Source organism: Jidongwangia harbinensis, from assembly GCF_020216025.1.
Taxonomy (GTDB): Bacteria; Actinomycetota; Actinomycetes; order Mycobacteriales; family Micromonosporaceae; genus Actinoplanes; species Actinoplanes harbinensis.
This window is the reverse complement of the sequence record NZ_JAIWNC010000052.1, coordinates 17,884-35,454: the sequence shown is the minus strand read 5'-3', so window position 1 is coordinate 35,454 and position 17,571 is coordinate 17,884. Positions and strand designations below refer to the sequence as shown.

General features: G+C 72.9%; 14 protein-coding genes. 12 read left to right on the top strand and 2 right to left on the bottom strand.

Going from position 1 to position 17,571, the window contains the following annotated elements; translation table 11 throughout:
- The first annotated feature begins 58 nt into the window (after positions 1–58).
- From LDL48_RS38705 to LDL48_RS38680, 6 genes are read left to right on the top strand one after another with little or no spacing between them, the layout of a single operon-like run.
- Positions 59–1,084: a sugar ABC transporter substrate-binding protein gene (locus LDL48_RS38705; protein ID WP_225260154.1), complete on the top strand. Its 1,026-nt coding sequence runs from the start codon at positions 59–61 to the stop codon at positions 1,082–1,084.
- On the top strand, positions 1,081–2,577 hold the full coding sequence (locus LDL48_RS38700) for a sugar ABC transporter ATP-binding protein (protein WP_225260153.1): 1,497 nt from the start codon (positions 1,081–1,083) through the stop codon (positions 2,575–2,577). Before LDL48_RS38705 ends, LDL48_RS38700 begins: the two co-directional genes overlap by 4 nt.
- Entirely contained in the window at positions 2,574–3,563 is a 990-nt protein-coding gene (locus LDL48_RS38695; protein WP_225260152.1) for an ABC transporter permease, read from the top strand. The genes LDL48_RS38700 and LDL48_RS38695 overlap by 4 nt, the downstream gene beginning before the upstream one ends.
- A complete protein-coding gene (locus tag LDL48_RS38690; RefSeq protein WP_225260151.1) occupies positions 3,560–4,537 on the top strand; it encodes an ABC transporter permease subunit in 978 nt (325 codons plus the stop codon). Before LDL48_RS38695 ends, LDL48_RS38690 begins: the two co-directional genes overlap by 4 nt.
- Entirely contained in the window at positions 4,537–5,763 is a 1,227-nt protein-coding gene (locus LDL48_RS38685) for an acetyl-CoA C-acetyltransferase (RefSeq protein WP_225260150.1), read from the top strand. Before LDL48_RS38690 ends, LDL48_RS38685 begins: the two co-directional genes overlap by 1 nt.
- A complete protein-coding gene (locus LDL48_RS38680) occupies positions 5,763–6,500 on the top strand; it encodes an SDR family oxidoreductase (protein ID WP_225260149.1) in 738 nt (245 codons plus the stop codon). Before LDL48_RS38685 ends, LDL48_RS38680 begins: the two co-directional genes overlap by 1 nt.
- Here LDL48_RS38680 and LDL48_RS38675 read toward each other — a convergent pair whose 3' ends face one another.
- Positions 6,501–7,385, bottom strand: coding sequence for an SMP-30/gluconolactonase/LRE family protein (locus LDL48_RS38675; RefSeq protein WP_225260148.1), 885 nt, complete (start codon positions 7,383–7,385; stop codon positions 6,501–6,503).
- A 270-nt stretch (positions 7,386–7,655) separates the two neighbouring features.
- Here LDL48_RS38675 and LDL48_RS38670 point away from each other — a divergent pair, with 270 nt between their 5' ends.
- Complete coding sequence (locus LDL48_RS38670) at positions 7,656–9,113, top strand: S8 family serine peptidase (protein ID WP_225260147.1); 1,458 nt, start codon at positions 7,656–7,658, stop codon at positions 9,111–9,113.
- A 127-nt stretch (positions 9,114–9,240) separates the two neighbouring features.
- On the top strand, positions 9,241–10,131 hold the full coding sequence (locus LDL48_RS38665) for a universal stress protein (protein WP_225260146.1): 891 nt from the start codon (positions 9,241–9,243) through the stop codon (positions 10,129–10,131).
- A 52-nt stretch (positions 10,132–10,183) separates the two neighbouring features.
- Here the strand turns inward: LDL48_RS38665 and LDL48_RS38660 are convergent, their stop codons facing one another.
- Positions 10,184–10,468 (bottom strand): hypothetical protein, encoded by a 285-nt coding sequence (locus LDL48_RS38660; protein WP_225260145.1) that lies wholly within the window; start codon positions 10,466–10,468, stop codon positions 10,184–10,186.
- Between the two features lie 296 nt (positions 10,469–10,764).
- On the opposite strand from LDL48_RS38660, the gene ppdK reads away from it, so the two are divergent.
- From ppdK to LDL48_RS38640, 4 genes are all read left to right on the top strand, one after another.
- Positions 10,765–13,428 carry a pyruvate, phosphate dikinase gene (gene ppdK, locus LDL48_RS38655; RefSeq protein ID WP_225260144.1) on the top strand — a complete coding sequence of 888 codons (2,664 nt, stop codon included), beginning with the start codon at positions 10,765–10,767 and terminating at the stop codon, positions 13,426–13,428.
- 70 nt (positions 13,429–13,498) lie between these two features.
- Positions 13,499–15,739, top strand: a complete 2,241-nt coding sequence (pflB, locus tag LDL48_RS38650) for a formate C-acetyltransferase (protein ID WP_225260143.1) — start codon at positions 13,499–13,501, stop codon at positions 15,737–15,739.
- A complete protein-coding gene (gene pflA, locus LDL48_RS38645; protein WP_225260142.1) occupies positions 15,736–16,485 on the top strand; it encodes a pyruvate formate-lyase-activating protein in 750 nt (249 codons plus the stop codon). Before pflB ends, pflA begins: the two co-directional genes overlap by 4 nt.
- A gap of 79 nt (positions 16,486–16,564) precedes the next feature.
- Positions 16,565–17,470, top strand: a complete 906-nt coding sequence (locus LDL48_RS38640) for a universal stress protein (RefSeq protein ID WP_225260141.1) — start codon at positions 16,565–16,567, stop codon at positions 17,468–17,470.
- The last annotated feature ends 101 nt before the right edge of the window (positions 17,471–17,571 follow it).

Here is a 17,571-nt window from a genome sequence, read left to right as displayed (position 1 = left end):
CGAGGGGAAACCTTCCAACCTACCGATTTCCGTGCATACCCGGCCGAAGGAGAATTCCATGTTCCGTACCCGTTCCCGTCGAGCCGGGACAGCCGCCGGTTCGCTCGCGCTGGTCCTGCTGGCGTCCGCCTGCGGCGGCGCGGACGACGCCGGCCCGTCCGCCTCCGGCGCCCCCGGAGCCGCCCAGCTCAAGGGCAAGACCGTCGCCCTGGTCGGCTACGGCAAGGCCAACTCCTGGGGCGCCTACTACAACCAGGTGTTCAACGAACAGCTCGCCGCCACCGGCGTGCGGATCGACGACATGACGTCGATGGACCCGGGTACGCAGGTGCAGAAGTTCAACCAGTCGGTGGCGCAGAAGCCGGACCTGATCGTGCTGGCGATCTGGGACACCGCGGCCATGGCCGTGCCGATCAAGAAGGCCAAGCAGGCCGGGGTTCCGGTCCTCGTGGTCGACGGCCGGCCCGACCCGTCGGTGCAGAACGACGTCATGTCGGTGCTCTCGGACAACGTGAAACTCGGCGAGTTCGCGGCGCAGAACATCATCGAGGGACTGCGCGGCCAGGGCCGCAGGTCCGGCAACGTCATCGTGCTCACCGGCACCAAGTCGATGCTCGTGACCCAGGACCGGATGCAGGGCTTCCACAAGGTGATGGCCACCGCCCCGGAGTACAAGGTGGTCGCCGAGGAGGACGCGAACTGGGACCCGACGCTGTCCGGCAAGATCGCCCAGCAGCTGCTGGCCCGGTTCGGCAAGGACGGGGTCCAGGCGGCGTACGGCATGGCCGACTACATGGCGCTGCCCATCGTGCAGGCGGCCAAGCAGGCCGGTTTCCCGATCGGCGGTACGGACGGCCTCATCGTCACCAGCAGCAACTGCTTCAAGGCCGGGATCGAGTCGATCCGGGCCGGTGAGCTGTACGGAACCGCCACCGAGGACCCGGGGACCATCGCGAAGCAGACCGCCGACTACACCGTCCGGTTCCTGTCCGGACAGAAGCCGCCGCAGAGCGAGACGGTCAAGGAGGAACGGGTCACCAAGGCCACCCTCGACCAGTTCGCCGAGCAGTGCAGCCACGCATGACGGCCCGGGTCGGCGTCGAGGGCCTGGCCCGCAGCTTCGCCGGGGTGCCCGCGGTCCGGGACCTCTCGTTCACGGTCGGCGCCGGCGAGATCCACGCCCTCTGCGGGCACAACGGCGCCGGCAAGAGCACCGTGGTCAAGATGCTGTCCGGGCAGATCCCGCCGGACCAGGGCCGGATCTCCGTCGACGGCGAGCCGGCCGAGCTGCGCAGCCGCCGGGCCGCGCAGCGCCTCGGCATCGCCCTGGTCGACCAGGAGCTCAGCGTGGTCCCGGCCCTGACCGTGCTGGACAACCTTCTGCTCGGCGACATCGACGCCCCGATGCTGAACCGGCGCCGGGCCGCGGTGGCGCGGTGCCGGGCGGTGCTCGACGAGATCGGACTGGAACGGATCGACCCGGACCGGCCGCTGTCGTCGCTCAGCATCGGCGAACGGCAACTCGTCGAAATCGCCCGGGCGCTGAGCCAGAAGGCCCGGCTGGTCATCCTCGACGAGCCCACCGCCACGCTCAGCGACGTCGAGAGCGACCTGGTCTTCGCGGCGATCCGCCGGGTCGCCGCCCGCGGGTGCGCGGTCCTGTACGTCTCGCACCGGCTGGCCGAGGTGCTGGACCTCTGCGACACCGTGACGGTGCTGCGGGACGGACGCCGGATCGCCACCACCCCGGCCGGCGAACTGACCGTCGGCACGCTGATCGAACAGATGCTGGGCGAGGCGCCGCACCGGCTGGCCGCGACCCGGCCCCCGGACCCGGACCTCGGGCACGCGCTGCGCATCGACCACCTGCACGTACCGGGCCGGCTGGCGGACTTCACGCTCACCGCCCAGGCGGGCCGGATCTACGCGCTCGCCGGACAGCTGGGCAGCGGGGCCTCCGACGTGCTGCGGGCGCTGGCCGGGCTGCACCCCCAGGCCACCGGATCGGTGGAGCTGCACGACCGGGCGCTGCCGCTGCGGAACCCGGTCGGCGCGGCGCGTGCCGGGGTGGCCTTCGTGTCGAACGACCGGAAGTCCGAGGGGCTCTTTCTCGACAAGACGGTGGCCTGGAATCTCGTCGCCACCCGGCTGCCGTCCCTGGGCCGGGCCGGCGTGATCCGGGCCGGCCGGGAACGGCGTGCGGCCCGCTCGCTCGCCGAACGGTCCGGACTCGCCGAGCACCGGCTGGACGATCCGGTGCTCACGCTGAGCGGCGGCAACCAGCAGAAGGTGTTCGTCGGCCGCTGCCTGGGCCGCGACGACGTGCACGCGCTGCTGCTCGACGAGCCCACCCGCGGCGTCGACATCGGCGGGCGCGCCGCGATCCACCGGCTGCTCCGGAGCGCCGCGGACGCCGGCCTGGTGGTGCTGTTCGCCTCGACCGAACTCGAGGAGCTGCTCGAACTCGGGGACGTGATCGTCACCTTGCGCGACGGCCGGACGGTCGGCCGCTACGACGGGGACGCCGACGGGGCCACGCTGATGCGGGACATGACCCACGGGGTGAACGCGACATGATGGTGTCCCGATCCGGCCGCGCCGAGGCACCGCCGGACACACCGCCCGCGACCGGCGCGCGGCGGCGGCCGGATCCGCTCCGGCTCGCGGCCGGCGTCCTGGTCCTGATCCTGCTCGCGGCCGGCGCGAGCACCGACCGGTTCCTCACCCTGGACAACGCGCGGGCGATCCTCGCCTCGACCGCTTTCGTCGGGATCACCGCGATCGGCGCGACCCTGGTGATGATCGCCGGGTCCGCGGTGTCTCTGGCCGTGTCGCAGACCGCCACCGTCGTCGCGATGATCTTCCTGGCCACGCAACCGCTCGGCCTCGGCACGTCGCTGCTGCTGGCGCTGCTCTGCGGCGTGACCGTCACCGCGGTGCAGGGCGCCGTGATCGGTTACTGGGCGGCCAATCCGATCGTGCTCACCATCGCCGCCGGTTTCGCCACCGGCGGCGTCGCCACCTGGATCAGCGACGGCACCACCGTGTCCGCCGAGGTGCCCCGGTACGACGTGCTGAACAGCACGCCACTGGGGCTGCCGCTGGCCGTCTACGTCCTGCTGGCCGTCACCGCGCTGGCCCAGTGGACGCTGCGGCGCACCACGGCCGGCCGGCAGATGTACCTGGTCGGCGAGAACCGGGCCGCGGCGCACGCCGCCGGGCTCCCGGTCGGCCGGGTCACCGTGGTCGCGTGGGCGTTCTTCGGCGCCTGCATCGGCCTGACCGGCGTCTTTCTCGCGTCGTTCAACACCGGCGCGAACTCCGCGCTGGGCGGCACCCTCACGCTCGACGCGATCGCGGCCGTGCTCGCCGGCGGCACCGCGATCGCCGGTGGCCGGGGGTCGGCGCTGCGCACGCTCGGCGGCGCGCTGCTCATCTCGATCATCTCGGACGTGCTGCTGCTCCGCGGCTACTCCACCGGCATCCAGATCCTGGTGAAGGGACTACTCGTGCTCGCCGTCGTGCTCACCGTGCACCTGCGCTCGGTCCGGGGCCGGCGATGATCCGCCGGTGGACCAGCCGGCCGGAGCGCCTGCTGCCGACCGTGTCGCTGCTGGCCGTGGTGCTCGCGTTCGCCGGTTCGCCGGTGCTGACCGGGGACGCGCTGACCACGTTCGACGTCTACAACGCCCTGCAGGGCTTCGCCCAGCTGGGACTGCTCGCCCTCGCGCTCGGCATCACCATGATCGCCGGCGAGTTCGACCTGTCGGTGGTCGGCACGTACGCCCTCGGCGGGATGCTGGCGGTGCAGACCGGACAGTCCTCCCCCGCCCTGGGTGTGCTGGTCGCGGTGGCCGCGGGCATGCTGATCGGGGCCGCGCAGGGCGGGCTGATCGCCCGGCTGCGCATCCCTTCGCTGCCGGTCACGCTCGCCACGTACATCGCACTGCTCGGGCTGACCAGCGCGATGTCCGGCGGCCTGAGCAAGAGCTACCCCAACAGCGACGCCACGCTCTGGGTCGACCGGACCGTCGCCGTCGTCTTCTCGCCGCGCAGCCTGATCACCCTGGCCGCGTTCCTGCTCGCCGCGCTCGTGCTCGGCCGGACCAGGCTGGGCCGCGAGCTGCGGGCGATCGGCGGCGACCGGCGGGCCAGCCGGGTGGCCGGGGTACGGGTGGACCGCACCGTGGTCGGCCTGTTCACCGTGTCCGGCGCGCTCGCCGCGCTCGGCGGGGCGCTGCTGAGCTACAGCTACGCCTCCGCCAACCCGGATCCCGGCCTGCAACCGCTGATCCTGGCCGCGGTCGCCGCGCTGCTCGGCGGGGTGTCGCTGGCCGGCGGCCGGGGCCTGCCCCTGGGCCTGCTCTGCGGCACCCTGTCGGTCGCCCTGCTCGCGCAGATCGTGACCACCGCCGCGCTGCCCGACTACACCACCCAGCTGCTCTACGCCGCGCTGCTGCTCGGCGCGATCGATGCTCCGGGGCTGCGCGCCGCGATCGGCCGGCTGCGGGCCCGCGTACCGGTGAGGAGTTCCTGATGCCCGAGGCAGTGATCGTCGCGGCGGCCCGATCGCCGATCGGCCGCGCCCGCAAGGGTTCGCTCGTCGACATGCGTCCCGACGACCTGGCCGTCCAGATGGTCCTTGCGGCCCTCGACCAGGTGCCCGCGCTCGACCCGGCCGAGATCGACGACCTGATGCTGGGCTGCGGCCTCCCCGGCGGGGAACAGGGCGACAACCTGGCCCGGGTGGTGTCGGTGCTGCTCGGGCTCGACCGCGTGCCGGGGACCACCGTCACGCGCTACTGCGCGTCGTCGGTGCAGACCACCCGGATGGCCCTGCACGCGATCCGGGCGGGCGAGGGCGACGTCTTCGTCTCGGCCGGCGTGGAGACCGTCTCCCGCTACGCCAAGGGCACCTCGGACTCCTGGCCGGACACGCACAATCCGCTGTTCGCCGGGGCGGAGGCGCGTACCGCCGCCACCGCCGCGGCGTCCGCGGAGACCTGGACCGACCCGCGCCGGGACGGGCAGCTGCCGGACGTCTACATCGCGATGGGCCAGACCGCCGAGAACGTGGCCCGCGCCGCCGGCATCACCCGCGCCGAGATGGACCACTTCGCGGTCCGCTCGCAGAACCTCGCCGAGGACTCCATCCGGTCCGGCTTCTACGCCGCCGAGATCACCCCGGTCACGCTGCCCGACGGCACCGTGGTGGACGCCGACGACGGCCCCCGCCCCGGCGTCACCTACGAGGCGGTGGCCCAGCTGCGGCCGGTGTTCCGGCCCGGCGGCCGGGTGACCGCGGGCAACAGCTGCCCGCTCAACGACGGCGCCGCGGCCCTGGTCATCATGTCCGACACCCGGGCCCGGGACCTCGGCATCACCCCGCTGGCCCGGATCGTCTCCACCGGCCTCACCGGACTGTCCCCGGAGATCATGGGCCTCGGCCCGGTCGAGGCGTCCCGGCGGGCACTGGCCCGCGCCGGGATGACCATCGGCGACGTCGACCTGATCGAGATCAACGAGGCGTTCGCGGTGCAGGTGATCGCCAGCGCCCGGGAGCTCGGCATCGACGAGTCCGGCGACACCCTGAACGTCCACGGCGGCGCCATCGCGGTCGGCCATCCGTACGGCATGACCGGTGCCCGGATCACCACCACGCTGCTCAACGGGCTGCGGACCGCCGACCGCGGCATCGGCCTGGAGACCATGTGTGTCGGCGGCGGCCAGGGCATGGCCATGATCCTGGAGCGGTTGTCCTGATGGGCGGGGTGACGTTCGACTTCGGCGGGCGCACCGTGGTGGTCACCGGTGCCGCCCGCGGCGTGGGCCGGGCGATCGGCGCGCAGTTCCACGCCGCCGGGGCCGCGGTGTACCTGGTCGACTCCGACGCCGGCGCGGTCGCCCAGGCGGCACACGAGATCGGTGCGGTCGCCCTGACCGCGGACGTCTCGGACACCGCTCAGGTCGCGGACGTGGTGGCCCGGGTGGTCGCCGACACCGGCCGGCTCGACGTACTGGTGAACAACGCCGGCATCCTGCGCGACGGGATGCTGTGGAAGCTCACCGACGACGACTTCGAGCAGGTGATGGCGGTGCACGCCGGCGGTACGTTCCGGTGCACCCGGGCCGCGGTCCCGCACTTCCGGCGGCAGGGCGGCGGCCGGATCATCAACGTCACGTCGTACACCGGGCTGCACGGCAACATCGGGCAGTCCAACTACGCCATGGCCAAGGCCGGCATCATCGGCTTCACCAAGACCGCGGCCAAGGAACTGGCCCGCTACGGCATCACGGTCAACGCCATCTCGCCCAACGCGCACACCCGGATGCTCGATTCCGTACCCGCCGGGAAGCTCGCCGAACTGACCGCCGCGATCCCGATGGGCCGGTTCGCGGACCCGTCCGAGATGGCGGCCGCCGTCGCGTTCCTCGCCTCCGACCTGGCCGGGTACATCACCGGGGTGGTCCTGCCGGTGGACGGCGGCATCTCGATCTGATCAGGCCGCCGGTACGGCGACCGGGATGCCGATCAGGCGGGCCTCGTTCGCCGCCCGGCGGGCGTGCTCGTCGAAGTCCGGCGCCGCGCAGGCGAACAGCGTCCGGCCGTCCGCGCCGCCCAGCGCGCAGGCGTACACCGGCGTGCCCGGCCGGACCTCGTCGGTGACGGTGCCGCCCTCGGTCACCCGGAGCAGCCGGTCGCCGGTGGCGTCGGCGATCCACAACGCACCCTCGGCGTCCAGGCAGCAACCGTCGGCGGCGACCGCGAGCTGGCCCAGCGCCTTGTGGACGTCCCGCTCGGTGGGCAGCGGGCCGAACTGCGCCCACACCCGCCGGTTGGTCAGCTGCCCGTCCGCGGCCACGTCGAACGCGGTGACCCGGTTGCCGAACGTCTCGTTCACCAGGAGCACCCGCTGCGGGGTGAGCACCATGCCGTTGGGGAACCACAGGTCGGCCGCCGCCTCGGTCACGGTGCCGTCCGGGTCCACCCGGTGCACCGCGGTCGGCGCCAGCGGCGCGCCGCCCATCAGGTCGAACCCGAAGTTGCCGGCGTACGCGGTGCCGTCGGAGTCGACCACCATGTCGTTGACGTGACCGGTGGCGTGCCGGCTCAGGTCCGCGTGGGTGACCAGCGTGCCGTCGGCCTCGCGGCGCAGCACCCGGCGGTCGCGCATCGACACCACCAGCAGGCGGCCGTCGGGCAGCCAGCCCAGGCCGGCCGGCTGGTGCGGCACCTCGGCCTCGACCCGCAGGTCGGAGCCGTCCGCGCGGGCGGACAGCACCCGGAGCGTGTAGAAGTCGGAGAACCAGATCCGCCCCTCGCGCCACCGCGGCGCCTCCAGGAAACCGAACCCGTCGAGCAGAGTGGTCGCCACGCCGGCCATGCCGTCCTCCTCTTGAACCCGCCGATCGTCCGCTGACTGAGCGCATAGTCATCCCCGGCGCGCGCGTCTGTCAAGGTCAGCCGCGCCGAATGCACCGAGGGAGTCGACCCGGCTCATGGAATCCACCGTCGGCCGTTCGGCCGGTCCGGCACGCCGGACCGGCATTCCGCGCAGCCGGCCTCATGCCCGGCACCGGCCCGCCGATGGCACTTCTTCGCAGGCCCGCTCGGCCGATCTGCCGGCGGGCCGCGAAACGGAGGCACGGAGAACATGCGACGTACTGTCACCGCGGCGATCCTCGCCGGGGCGCTGGCCGCGACCGGTTCCGCCGTCGGACCGGCACCCGCCATGGCGGCCACCACCGACTGGACGTTCCCGGCCACGGCGGCGACGCTCGCCGACGTGGCCCGCAGCATCCGCGCCGACGCGGCGTACGCGGCCGGCTACACCGGCAAGGGCGTCGGAATCGCCCTGATCGACACGGGCGTCGTCCCGGTGAGCGGACTGACCAGCGGCAACATCGCGAACGGCCCGGACCTGTCGCTGGAGAGTCAGGTGCCGTCGCTGCTGCGCTACGACGGGTACGGACACGGCACCCACCTGGCCGGCATCATCGCCGGGCGGGACAGCGCGACGACGGCCACCGGGTTCCGCGGCATCGCCCCGGACGCGAAGCTGATCTCGCTGAAGGTCGGCATGTCCAACGGCGCCGTGGACGTGACCCAGGTGATGGCGGCGATCGACTGGGTGGTCGAGCATCGCAACGACGACCCGAAGAACCCGATCCGGATCATCAACCTGTCGTACGGCACCGACGGCACCCAGTCCGCCGAGTCCGACCCGCTCGGGTACGCCGTGAGCAACGCGGTCGCCGCCGGGATCAACGTGGTCGTGGCGGCCGGCAACACCGGCTCCCGGATCACCAACCCGGCCACCGGGGTCCGCCCCATCGTCGTCGGCTCGACCGACCCGCGGGGCACCACCAACCCGGCCGACGACGTGATCTCGGCGTTCTCCGCGGCCGACGGGCGGGGCATCGCGGTGGACGTCCTCGCCCCCGGCCGGTCCGTCGTGTCGCTGCGCAACCCCGGTTCGTTCGCGGACACGTTCTACCCGTCGGCACGCGTCGGCGACCGCTACTTCAAGGGCAGCGGCACCTCGCAGGCGGCCGCCGTGGTCTCCGGGGCCCTCGCCCTGTACCTGCAGAAGTACCCGAACGCCACCACCGAGCAGGCCCGTCTGGCCACCTGGGGCAACAACCCGCAGTACGCGAACACCCAGTGGAAACTCAACGTCGCCACGATGCTGCAGCCGCCGCCGAACGTGACGCTGACGACGGCCCGGGGCACCGGTACCGGATCGATCCAGAAGGCGCGCGGCACCACCCAGGTGACCTTCGGCGACGCCACGGCGCTGACCGGCGAGCGCGACATCTTCGGCCCGCTGAGCGCCCCGGCGTGGGCCTTCGCCAGCACCACGCAGACCGCGTGGAACGGCGGCTCGTGGATGGGGCGCGTCTACACCGGCACCGGCTGGGGCCCGGCCACCAACGGGCAGGCGAACTGGGCCGGCCGCGCCTGGTCCGGACGTGCCTGGTCCGGCCGCGCCTGGTCGGACGTGGCGTGGGCGGGTCGCGCCTGGTCCGGCCGCGCCTGGTCGGGCACCGGGTCGGAGTTCACCGGCCGGGCCTGGAGCGGCGGCAGCTGGTCCGGTGCCCGCTGGGAGTGACCGGCCCGGTGCTCCGGGACCAACGGCCCTGACGGCGGAGCACCGCGCCGCGCGATCCTGACCGGGACGACAGACGGACGGCCGGCCGGGCCGTCGTCCGGTCCCAGCAGAGAGGGCGGTGGAAACCATGACCGCGTTGACCGGTGCGCCCGTGGTGGTCGGCATCGACGGTTCCCCGCGGAGCCTGGACGCGGTCGAGGTGGCCGCCGCCGAGGCCGCGCTACGCGCACGTCCGTTGCGGATCGTGCATGCCCTGCAATGGCCGACGATCCCGGTGCCGGTCACGCCCGGCGTCACCCCGCCGCGGGACGGCGCCCTGCGGGCCCGGGCCGAGACGTTCCTGGACGAGGCCGTGCGGGCCGCCACGAAGGCCGCCCCCGAGGTGACGGTGACGGCCGAGATCGTGACCGGGGCGCCGGTGCCCGTGCTGCTCGGCGAGACCCGCCGGGCCGACCTGCTGGTCCTCGGTGACCGCGGGCTCGGCCAGTTCACCGGCCTGCTCGTCGGCTCGGTGGCGGTGCAGGCCGCCACCCACGGCCACTGCCCGGTGCTGGTGGTGCGCGGCACCGCGCACCCGTCCGGACCGGTCGTCGTCGGCGTCGACGGCTCCGAGGTCTCCACCCGGGCGATCGGCTTCGCCGCCGAGGAGGCCACCCGGCGCGGCGCGGCACTCGTCGCGGTGCACGCCTGGCACACCCCGCCGGTGACCATGCCCGGTGACATGATGCCGCTGGTCTACGACCCGGACCTGCTGGCCGCCATGGAGGAACGGGTGCTGCTCCAGGCGATCGCCGGCCTGCGCGAGCGGTACCCCGATCTGGCCCTGCACCACGAGATGGCCTCCGGCCCGGCCGGCCGGGTCCTCACCGAACGCTCGCACGACGCCCAGCTGATCGTGGTCGGTGACCGCGGCCACGGCGGCTTCGTGGGCCTGCTGCTCGGCTCGGTCAGCCAGCACCTGATCTACCACGCCGACTGCCCCGTCGCGGTCGTCCGCGGCGAGCACGACCGGGACTGACGGCCCGCAGCGCCGGGTGGCCGCCCCGCGCGGCGGCCACCCGGCACCGGCCTCAGGCGTTGGCCGGCCCGGTGTCCGGCGGGACGGTGAGCGGGTGCCGGTCCGCGTCCCGCACGGCCAGGTTCGCCATGGCGTGCCGGTACTGCGGTGAGGTGATCTCGCCGGCCACCAGTTGCGCCACCAGCGCGCCCTCGAGCGTCTGCGGCGGCGCACCGCGCACCGCGGCGGTGCCGGGCGAGTCGCTGTCGTGGGACTTCGCCTCGTCCTCCTCCCACGGCCACATCGCCGCCACGCTCACGGCCAGCACCAGGACCATCACGGCAACGAAGAACAGCATCGTCATCACCTCCGGGCTCCCCCTCATACTGACCCTTGGCGGGGCGGAGCGGGAGAGCCCCCCGTCCATTCCGGACCGGTGTTCCGGCCGGCCGGAACCGGAACCGCCGCCGGAACCGGCCGTCCGGCGTCGAACCGGCCGGATGTCGAGTCGTACTCCAGCAGATGGGCCAGGGTGGCGGTGCCGTACAGGTCGTTGACCGCGACGCAGGGCCGTCCGGCCCTACTGGCCGGGACGTCGCCGGGCGTACCACCAGAGGAGGACACATACGCGCCGAGCTGATGAGGGTGAGCCGGATGGCCAGGTACGTGTACGACTTCGCGGAGGGCAACAAGGATCTCAAGGACCTGCTCGGCGGCAAGGGCGCCAACCTCGCGGAGATGACCCGGATGGGTCTGCCGGTGCCGCCCGGCTTCACCATCACCACCGAGGCCTGCCGTGCCTATCTGCGTACCGGATCGGTCCCGGCCGGACTGTTCGGCGAGGTGCAGGAGCATCTGCGGCTGGTCGAGGCCCGGATGGAGAAGGAGCTCGGCGACCCGCAGGATCCGCTGCTGCTGTCGGTCCGTTCCGGCGGCAAGTTCTCGATGCCCGGCATGATGGAGACCATTCTGGACATCGGCCTGACCGACTCCAGCGTGCGGGCACTGGCCGTGCAGAGCGGCGACGAGCGGTTCGCCTGGGACTCCTACCGGCGCCTCATCCAGATGTTCGGCAAGACCGTGTTCGGCGTACCCGCCGAGGACTTCGAGTCCGAACTGGCGGCGGCGCGTACCGGCGCCGGGGTCGCGTCCGACGCGGAACTGGGCGTGGCGCAACTGCAGGATCTGGTGCGGGCGTACCAGAAGGTGTTCCAGGCCCACACCGGCCGGGACTTCCCGCAGGCGCCGCACGAACAGCTGTTCCTCGCCATCACCTCGGTGTTCCGGTCGTGGAACGCCGAACGCGCCGTGCTGTACCGCCGGCAGGAACGCATCCCACAGGACCTGGGCACCGCGGTGAACGTGATGGCGATGGTGTTCGGCAACCGGGGCGCGGACTCCGGCACCGGGGTCGCCTTCACCCGCGACCCGGCCACCGGCCGCCGCGGCGCCTACGGCGACTACCTGCCCAACGCCCAGGGCGAGGACGTGGTCGCCGGCATCCGCAACACCGTCGGCCTGCCCGAACTCGCCAACCTCGACCCGCACAGCTACCGGCAGCTGCTGTCGGTCATGCAGCGGCTGGAACAGCGCTACCGCGACCTGTGCGACATCGAGTTCACCATCGAACGCGGCAAGCTGTGGATGCTGCAGACCCGGGTCGGCAAACGCACGGCGGCCGCCGCGTTCGTGATCGCCGCGCAGCTGGTCGACGAGGGCACCATCACGCTCGACGAGGCGCTGCAACGGGTTTCGGGCGAACAGCTGGCACAGCTGATGTTCCCCAGCTTCGACACCTCCACCGCCCCGGCCCCGCTGACCACCGGGGTGCCGGCGTCACCCGGCGCGGCGGTCGGCGCGATCGTCTTCGACTCCGCCCACGCCGCGGCGGCGGACCGGCCGGTGATCCTGGTACGACCGGAGACCAACCCCGACGACCTGCCCGGCATGATCGCCGCACAGGGCATCCTGACCAGCCGCGGCGGCAAGACGTCACACGCCGCCGTGGTCGCCCGCGGCATGGGCAAGACCTGTGTCTGCGGCGCCGAGCAACTGCGCATCGACCTCGCGACGGAAACGGTCACCGTGCACGACACCGTGCTGCACGCCGGAGACGTGCTGTCGCTGGACGGCACCACCGGCCGGGTGTACCCGGGGGCCGTGCCGGTGCACCCCTCCGGAGTCGTCCGCTACTTCGAGGGCGAACTGCCACCCACGAACGACCCGCTGCTGGCCGCCGTGCAACGCCTGATGACCCACGCCGACCACGTCCGCCGCCTCGGCGTGCACGCCAACGCCGACACCGGCGCCGACGCCGCCCGGGCCCGCCGGTTCGGCGCGAGCGGCGTCGGGCTGTGCCGCACCGAGCACATGTTCCTCGGCGAACGCCGTGAGCTGGTGGAACGGCTCATCCTCGCCGACGACGACGCCGAGCGCGACGCGGCACTGGCCGCGCTGCTTCCGCTACAACGCGCCGACTTCGTCGAGTTGTTCACCGCGATGGACGGCCGACCGGTCACCGTCCGGCTGATCGACCCGCCGCTGCACGAGTTCCTGCCGGCGCTGGAGGACCTGACCGCCCGGGTCGCCCGCGCCGAGGCGCAGGGCCGCGATCCGGGCCGCGACGCGGTGCTGCTCGCCGCGGTACGCCGCATGCACGAATCCAACCCGATGCTCGGACTGCGCGGAGTACGACTGGGCCTGGTCGTGCCCGGTCTGTTCGCCATGCAGGTACGGGCCATCGCGGAGGCGGCGGCGCTGCGGACGGCCGCCGGCGGCGACCCACGACCCGAGATCATGGTGCCGCTGGTCGGCACCGCGCAGGAACTCGAGACAGTACGCGCGGAAGCCGAGGCCGTACTGCGGGACATCGACGGCATCCCGCGCATCCGGATCGGCACGATGATCGAGGTACCCCGGGCCGCGCTGACCGCCGGCGACATCGCGCACAACGCGGAGTTCTTCTCCTTCGGCACCAACGACCTGACCCAGATGACATGGGGCTTCTCCCGCGACGACGTGGAAGGCGCCTTCTTCGGCCGCTACCTGGCACTGGGCATCTTCGCCGCGTCACCGTTCGAAACGATCGACACCGACGGCGTCGGCGAACTCGTCCGGATCGCCGTCGAACGCGGCCGGACCACCCGGCCGGACCTCACCGTCGGGGTCTGCGGGGAACACGGCGGCGACCCCGCCTCCGTCCGGTTCTTCCACCACGCCGGGCTGGACTACGTGTCCTGCTCACCGTTCCGCGTCCCGGTCGCCCGGCTGGAAGCGGGCCGCGCCGCCTGCCCGGCGGCCTCGTCGGACAGCAGGTAGTGGCGGGACTTTCGGCCCTGCCCGGACCGGGGGTCACCGGCGAGGCTGGGAGGAGAAGCGAGGAGGAGTCATGGTGCAGGAACGCAGAGATGCCTGGCGTGGGTTCACGGGTACGGCCTGGCGCGACACGATCGACGTGGCCGGGTTCATCCACGACAACGTCACGCCCTACACCGGCGACGGGGCGTTCCTGGCCGGGCCGACGCACCGCACCGACCGGATCTGGCAGGAACTGCAGCGCATGTTCGTCGAGGAACGCCGGCGCGGGATCTACGACGTCGACACGCACACCCCGTCGACCATCACCGCGCACGCCCCCGGCTACCTCGACCGCTCGCACGAACTGATCGTCGGACTGCAGACCAGCGCGCCGCTGCGCCGGGCCATCATGCCGGCCGGCGGCCTGCGGATGGTCGAGGCCGGGCTCAAGGCCTACGGGTACGCGCTGGACCCGGCGGTGCACGCGATCTACTCCCGGTACCGCAAGACGCACAACGACGGCGTCTTCGACGCGTACCCCGCCGACGTGCTGGCCGCGCGGCGTTCACACATCATCACCGGGCTGCCCGACGCGTACGGCCGCGGCCGGATCATCGGTGACTACCGCCGGGTCGCCCTGTACGGCGTGGACCGGCTGATCGCCGAACGGCGTGCCCGCAAGGACGCCCTGGACGCGCGGCTCTCCGCCGAGGACGTCATCCGCGACCGCGAGGAACTGGCCGAGCAGATCCGCGCCCTCGAAGAACTCAAGACCATGGCGGCCGGGTACGGCTCGGACATCTCCGGGCCGGCGACCACCGGCCGCGAGGCGATCCAGTGGCTGTACTTCGCCTACCTGGCCGCCACCAAGGAACAGAACGGCGCGGCCATGTCGCTCGGCCGGACCTCGACGTTCGTGGACATCTACCTGCAACGCGACATCGACGAGGGCACCCTCACCGAGTCCGCCGCGCAGGAACTCATCGACGACTTCGTGATCAAGCTGCGGATCATCCGGTTCCTGCGCACGCCCGAGTACGACCAGCTGTTCTCCGGCGACCCCACCTGGGTGACCGAGGCGATCGGCGGCCGCGGCGCGGACGGCCGGCCGCTGGTGACCCGCAGCAGCTTCCGCTACCTGCAGACGCTCTACAACCTCGGACCCGCACCCGAGCCGAACCTGACCGTCCTGTGGTCGCCGGCGCTGCCCGAGGGCTTCAAGCGGTTCTGCGCCCAGGTCTCCATCGACACCAGCTCCATCCAGTACGAGAACGACGACCTGATCCGGCCCGACTACAGCGACGACACCGCCATCGCGTGCTGCGTGTCCGCCATGCGGGTCGGCAAGGACATGCAGTTCTTCGGCGCCCGGGCCAACCTGGCCAAGGCCCTGCTGTACGCGATCAACGGCGGCCGCGACGAGATCACCGGCGAGCAGGTGGCGCCGGTGGGCCCACCGGTCGCCGGGGACGTGCTCGACTACGCCGAGGTGCTCGCCGCGTTCGACCGCACCCTGGACTGGCTGGCCGAGACGTACGTGGACGCGCTCAACGTCATCCACTACATGCACGACAGGTACGCCTACGAGCGCATCGAGATGGCCCTGCACGACTACCCGGTGCACCGCTTCCTCGCCACCGGCATCGCCGGACTCTCGGTGGCCGCCGACAGCCTCTCCGCGATCCGGTACGCCCAGGTCAAGGCGCTGCGCGACACCACCGGGCTGGTCGTCGACTACGCCGTGGACGGGGACTTTCCGACCTTCGGCAACAACGACGACCGCGCCGACGCGATCGCCGTCGACCTGGTCGAACGGTTCATGGCGAAGATCCGCCGGCAGCCGGCGTACCGTGGTGCCGAACCCAGCCTGTCGGTGCTGACCATCACGTCGAACGTGGTCTACGGCAAGCACACCGGCAACACCCCGGACGGGCGGCGCACCGGCGAGCCGTTCGCGCCCGGCGCCAACCCGATGAACGGCCGGGACCGGCACGGCCTGGTCGCCGCCGCGCTGTCGGTCGCCAAGCTGCCGTACCGCTGCGCCCGGGACGGCATCTCCCTGACCACCACGGTCACCCCGGACGGCCTCGGGCACACCCGGGACGAGCGGATCGGCAACCTGGCCGGGGTCCTGGACGGCTACACCGACGCCGGCGGCTTCCACCTCAACGTCAACGTGCTCGACCGGGCCACCCTCACCGACGCCATGGCCCACCCCGAGAAATACCCGCAGCTCACCATCAGGGTGTCCGGCTACGCGGTCAACTTCGTCCGGCTCACCCGCGAGCAGCAGCACGACGTGATCTCCCGGACCTTCCACGGTGCGCTGTGAGCGTCCAGGCCGTGCCCGTGACCGGCGCCGTCCACTCCTTCGACGTCTCCACCGGAGTGGACGGGCCGGGCACCCGGTTCGTGGCGTTCCTCGCCGGCTGCCCGCTGCGGTGCCAGTACTGCCACAGCCCGGACACCTGGTACCAGCGCAACGGCGAGCCCACCACCGTCGACGAGCTGGTCACCCGGATCCGCCGCTACGAACGGTTCATCAAGGTCGCCGGCGGCGGGGTCACCATCAGCGGCGGCGAACCGCTGCAACAGCCGGCGTTCGTCCGCGAGGTGCTCACCCGCTGCACGGCGATGGGCCTGCACACCGCGCTGGACACCAGCGGCTTCCTCGGCGACCGGGCCGACGACGCCCTGCTCGACGCGGTCGACCTGGTCCTGCTCGACATCAAGTCCGGCGACCCCGGCACCTACCAGCGGGTGACCCGGACCGGCCGCCTCACGCCGACCGTCCGGTTCGCCCACCGCCTCGCCGGGCGCGGCATCCCGATCTGGGTCCGGTTCGTGCTGGTGCCCGGCCTCACCGACGACCCGGCGAACGTCGACGCGGTCGCCGACATCGTGGCGGCCGTGCCCACCGTCGAACGGGTCGAGGTCCTGCCGTTCCACCGCCTGGGCGCCGGCAAGTACGCCGCCCTGGGCATCGACTTCCCGCTGGCCGAGACGGAGCCACCCGGCGCCGAGCTGCTCGACCGGGTCCGCGGCCGGTTCCGGGCCCGCGGGCTGACCGTGTGCTGATCCGGAGGTGCACCATGACCGTCTCCCCGGGGCACGGCCGCCCGGCGGCCCCGGCACGAGCGACGGGCCGGTGCGGCCGATGACCGGCACGATCGTCGCCGGGGTCGGTGGCGCACACGGATCGGCGGCACTGGCCTGGGCGGCCGACGAGGCCGCCGCCACGGACTCGCGCCTGGTCCTCCTGCGCGCCTACCCCGCCGCGCGGTTCCCGGACCGGCTGCCGGCGCTGCCGTTGGAGGTGGCGGACCCGTCGCTCGCGCACACCGTCGGGGTGCTGCGCAACCGCCTCGGCGGGCAGCGGGTGGCCGTGCGGACCTCGGCGGCCGCGCCGGAGTCGGTGCTGACCGAGTGCGCCGCGGACCTGCTCGTGATCGGTGCCGGTGGTGCCGGCACCACGGTGCGCCGCATCCTGCGGCACGCCCGCTGCCCGGTCGTCGTGGTGCGCGGTCTGGCCGGCGGCCGGGGCGCGGCGTTCGCCGGGCATGTCGTGGTCGCCGTGGACGGCGAGACGTCCGGGCACGCGGCCCTGCGGTTCGCGTTCGCCTGGGCCGGCCAGCACCGGGTACCGCTCGCCGCGGTGCACGTCTGCCCCGACGGTCCGCGGGAGCACGTCACCCACCCGCGCACCCGCGCCGCCCTGGACGCGCGCGCCCTGCACGTGCTGCGCGAGCGGGTGGAGCCGTACTCGGTGGCGTTTCCCGCGGTCCGGAGCCGGCGGGCGATCCTCCGCGGGCCGGTGCCGGAAGCCCTGGTGCAGGCCGGGATCGGCGCCGGCCTGCTGGTCGTCGAGGGCCGGCAGCACGGTCCGATGGGCTGGCCGCGCCAGGACGGCGTACCGCTGGTGGTGGCCCGCACCGCCGACTGCCCGGTGGCCGTGGTGCCCCGGGAGCATCCCGGCGGGCCCGACCGGACCGGACCCCGGTCCTCCGCCCTGCGGTACGCCGGCCCTCGTTCCGGCGGCACCGAGCAGGCTGAACAGCGGTGACAGGCGCGTCGGCCCGGCTCATCCGGCGGGTGTCATCTCGTTCAGCCTGATCAGCCCGTCCTGGTCGACCCGGTTCTGGCCGGACGCGCGCCGGTCCAGGT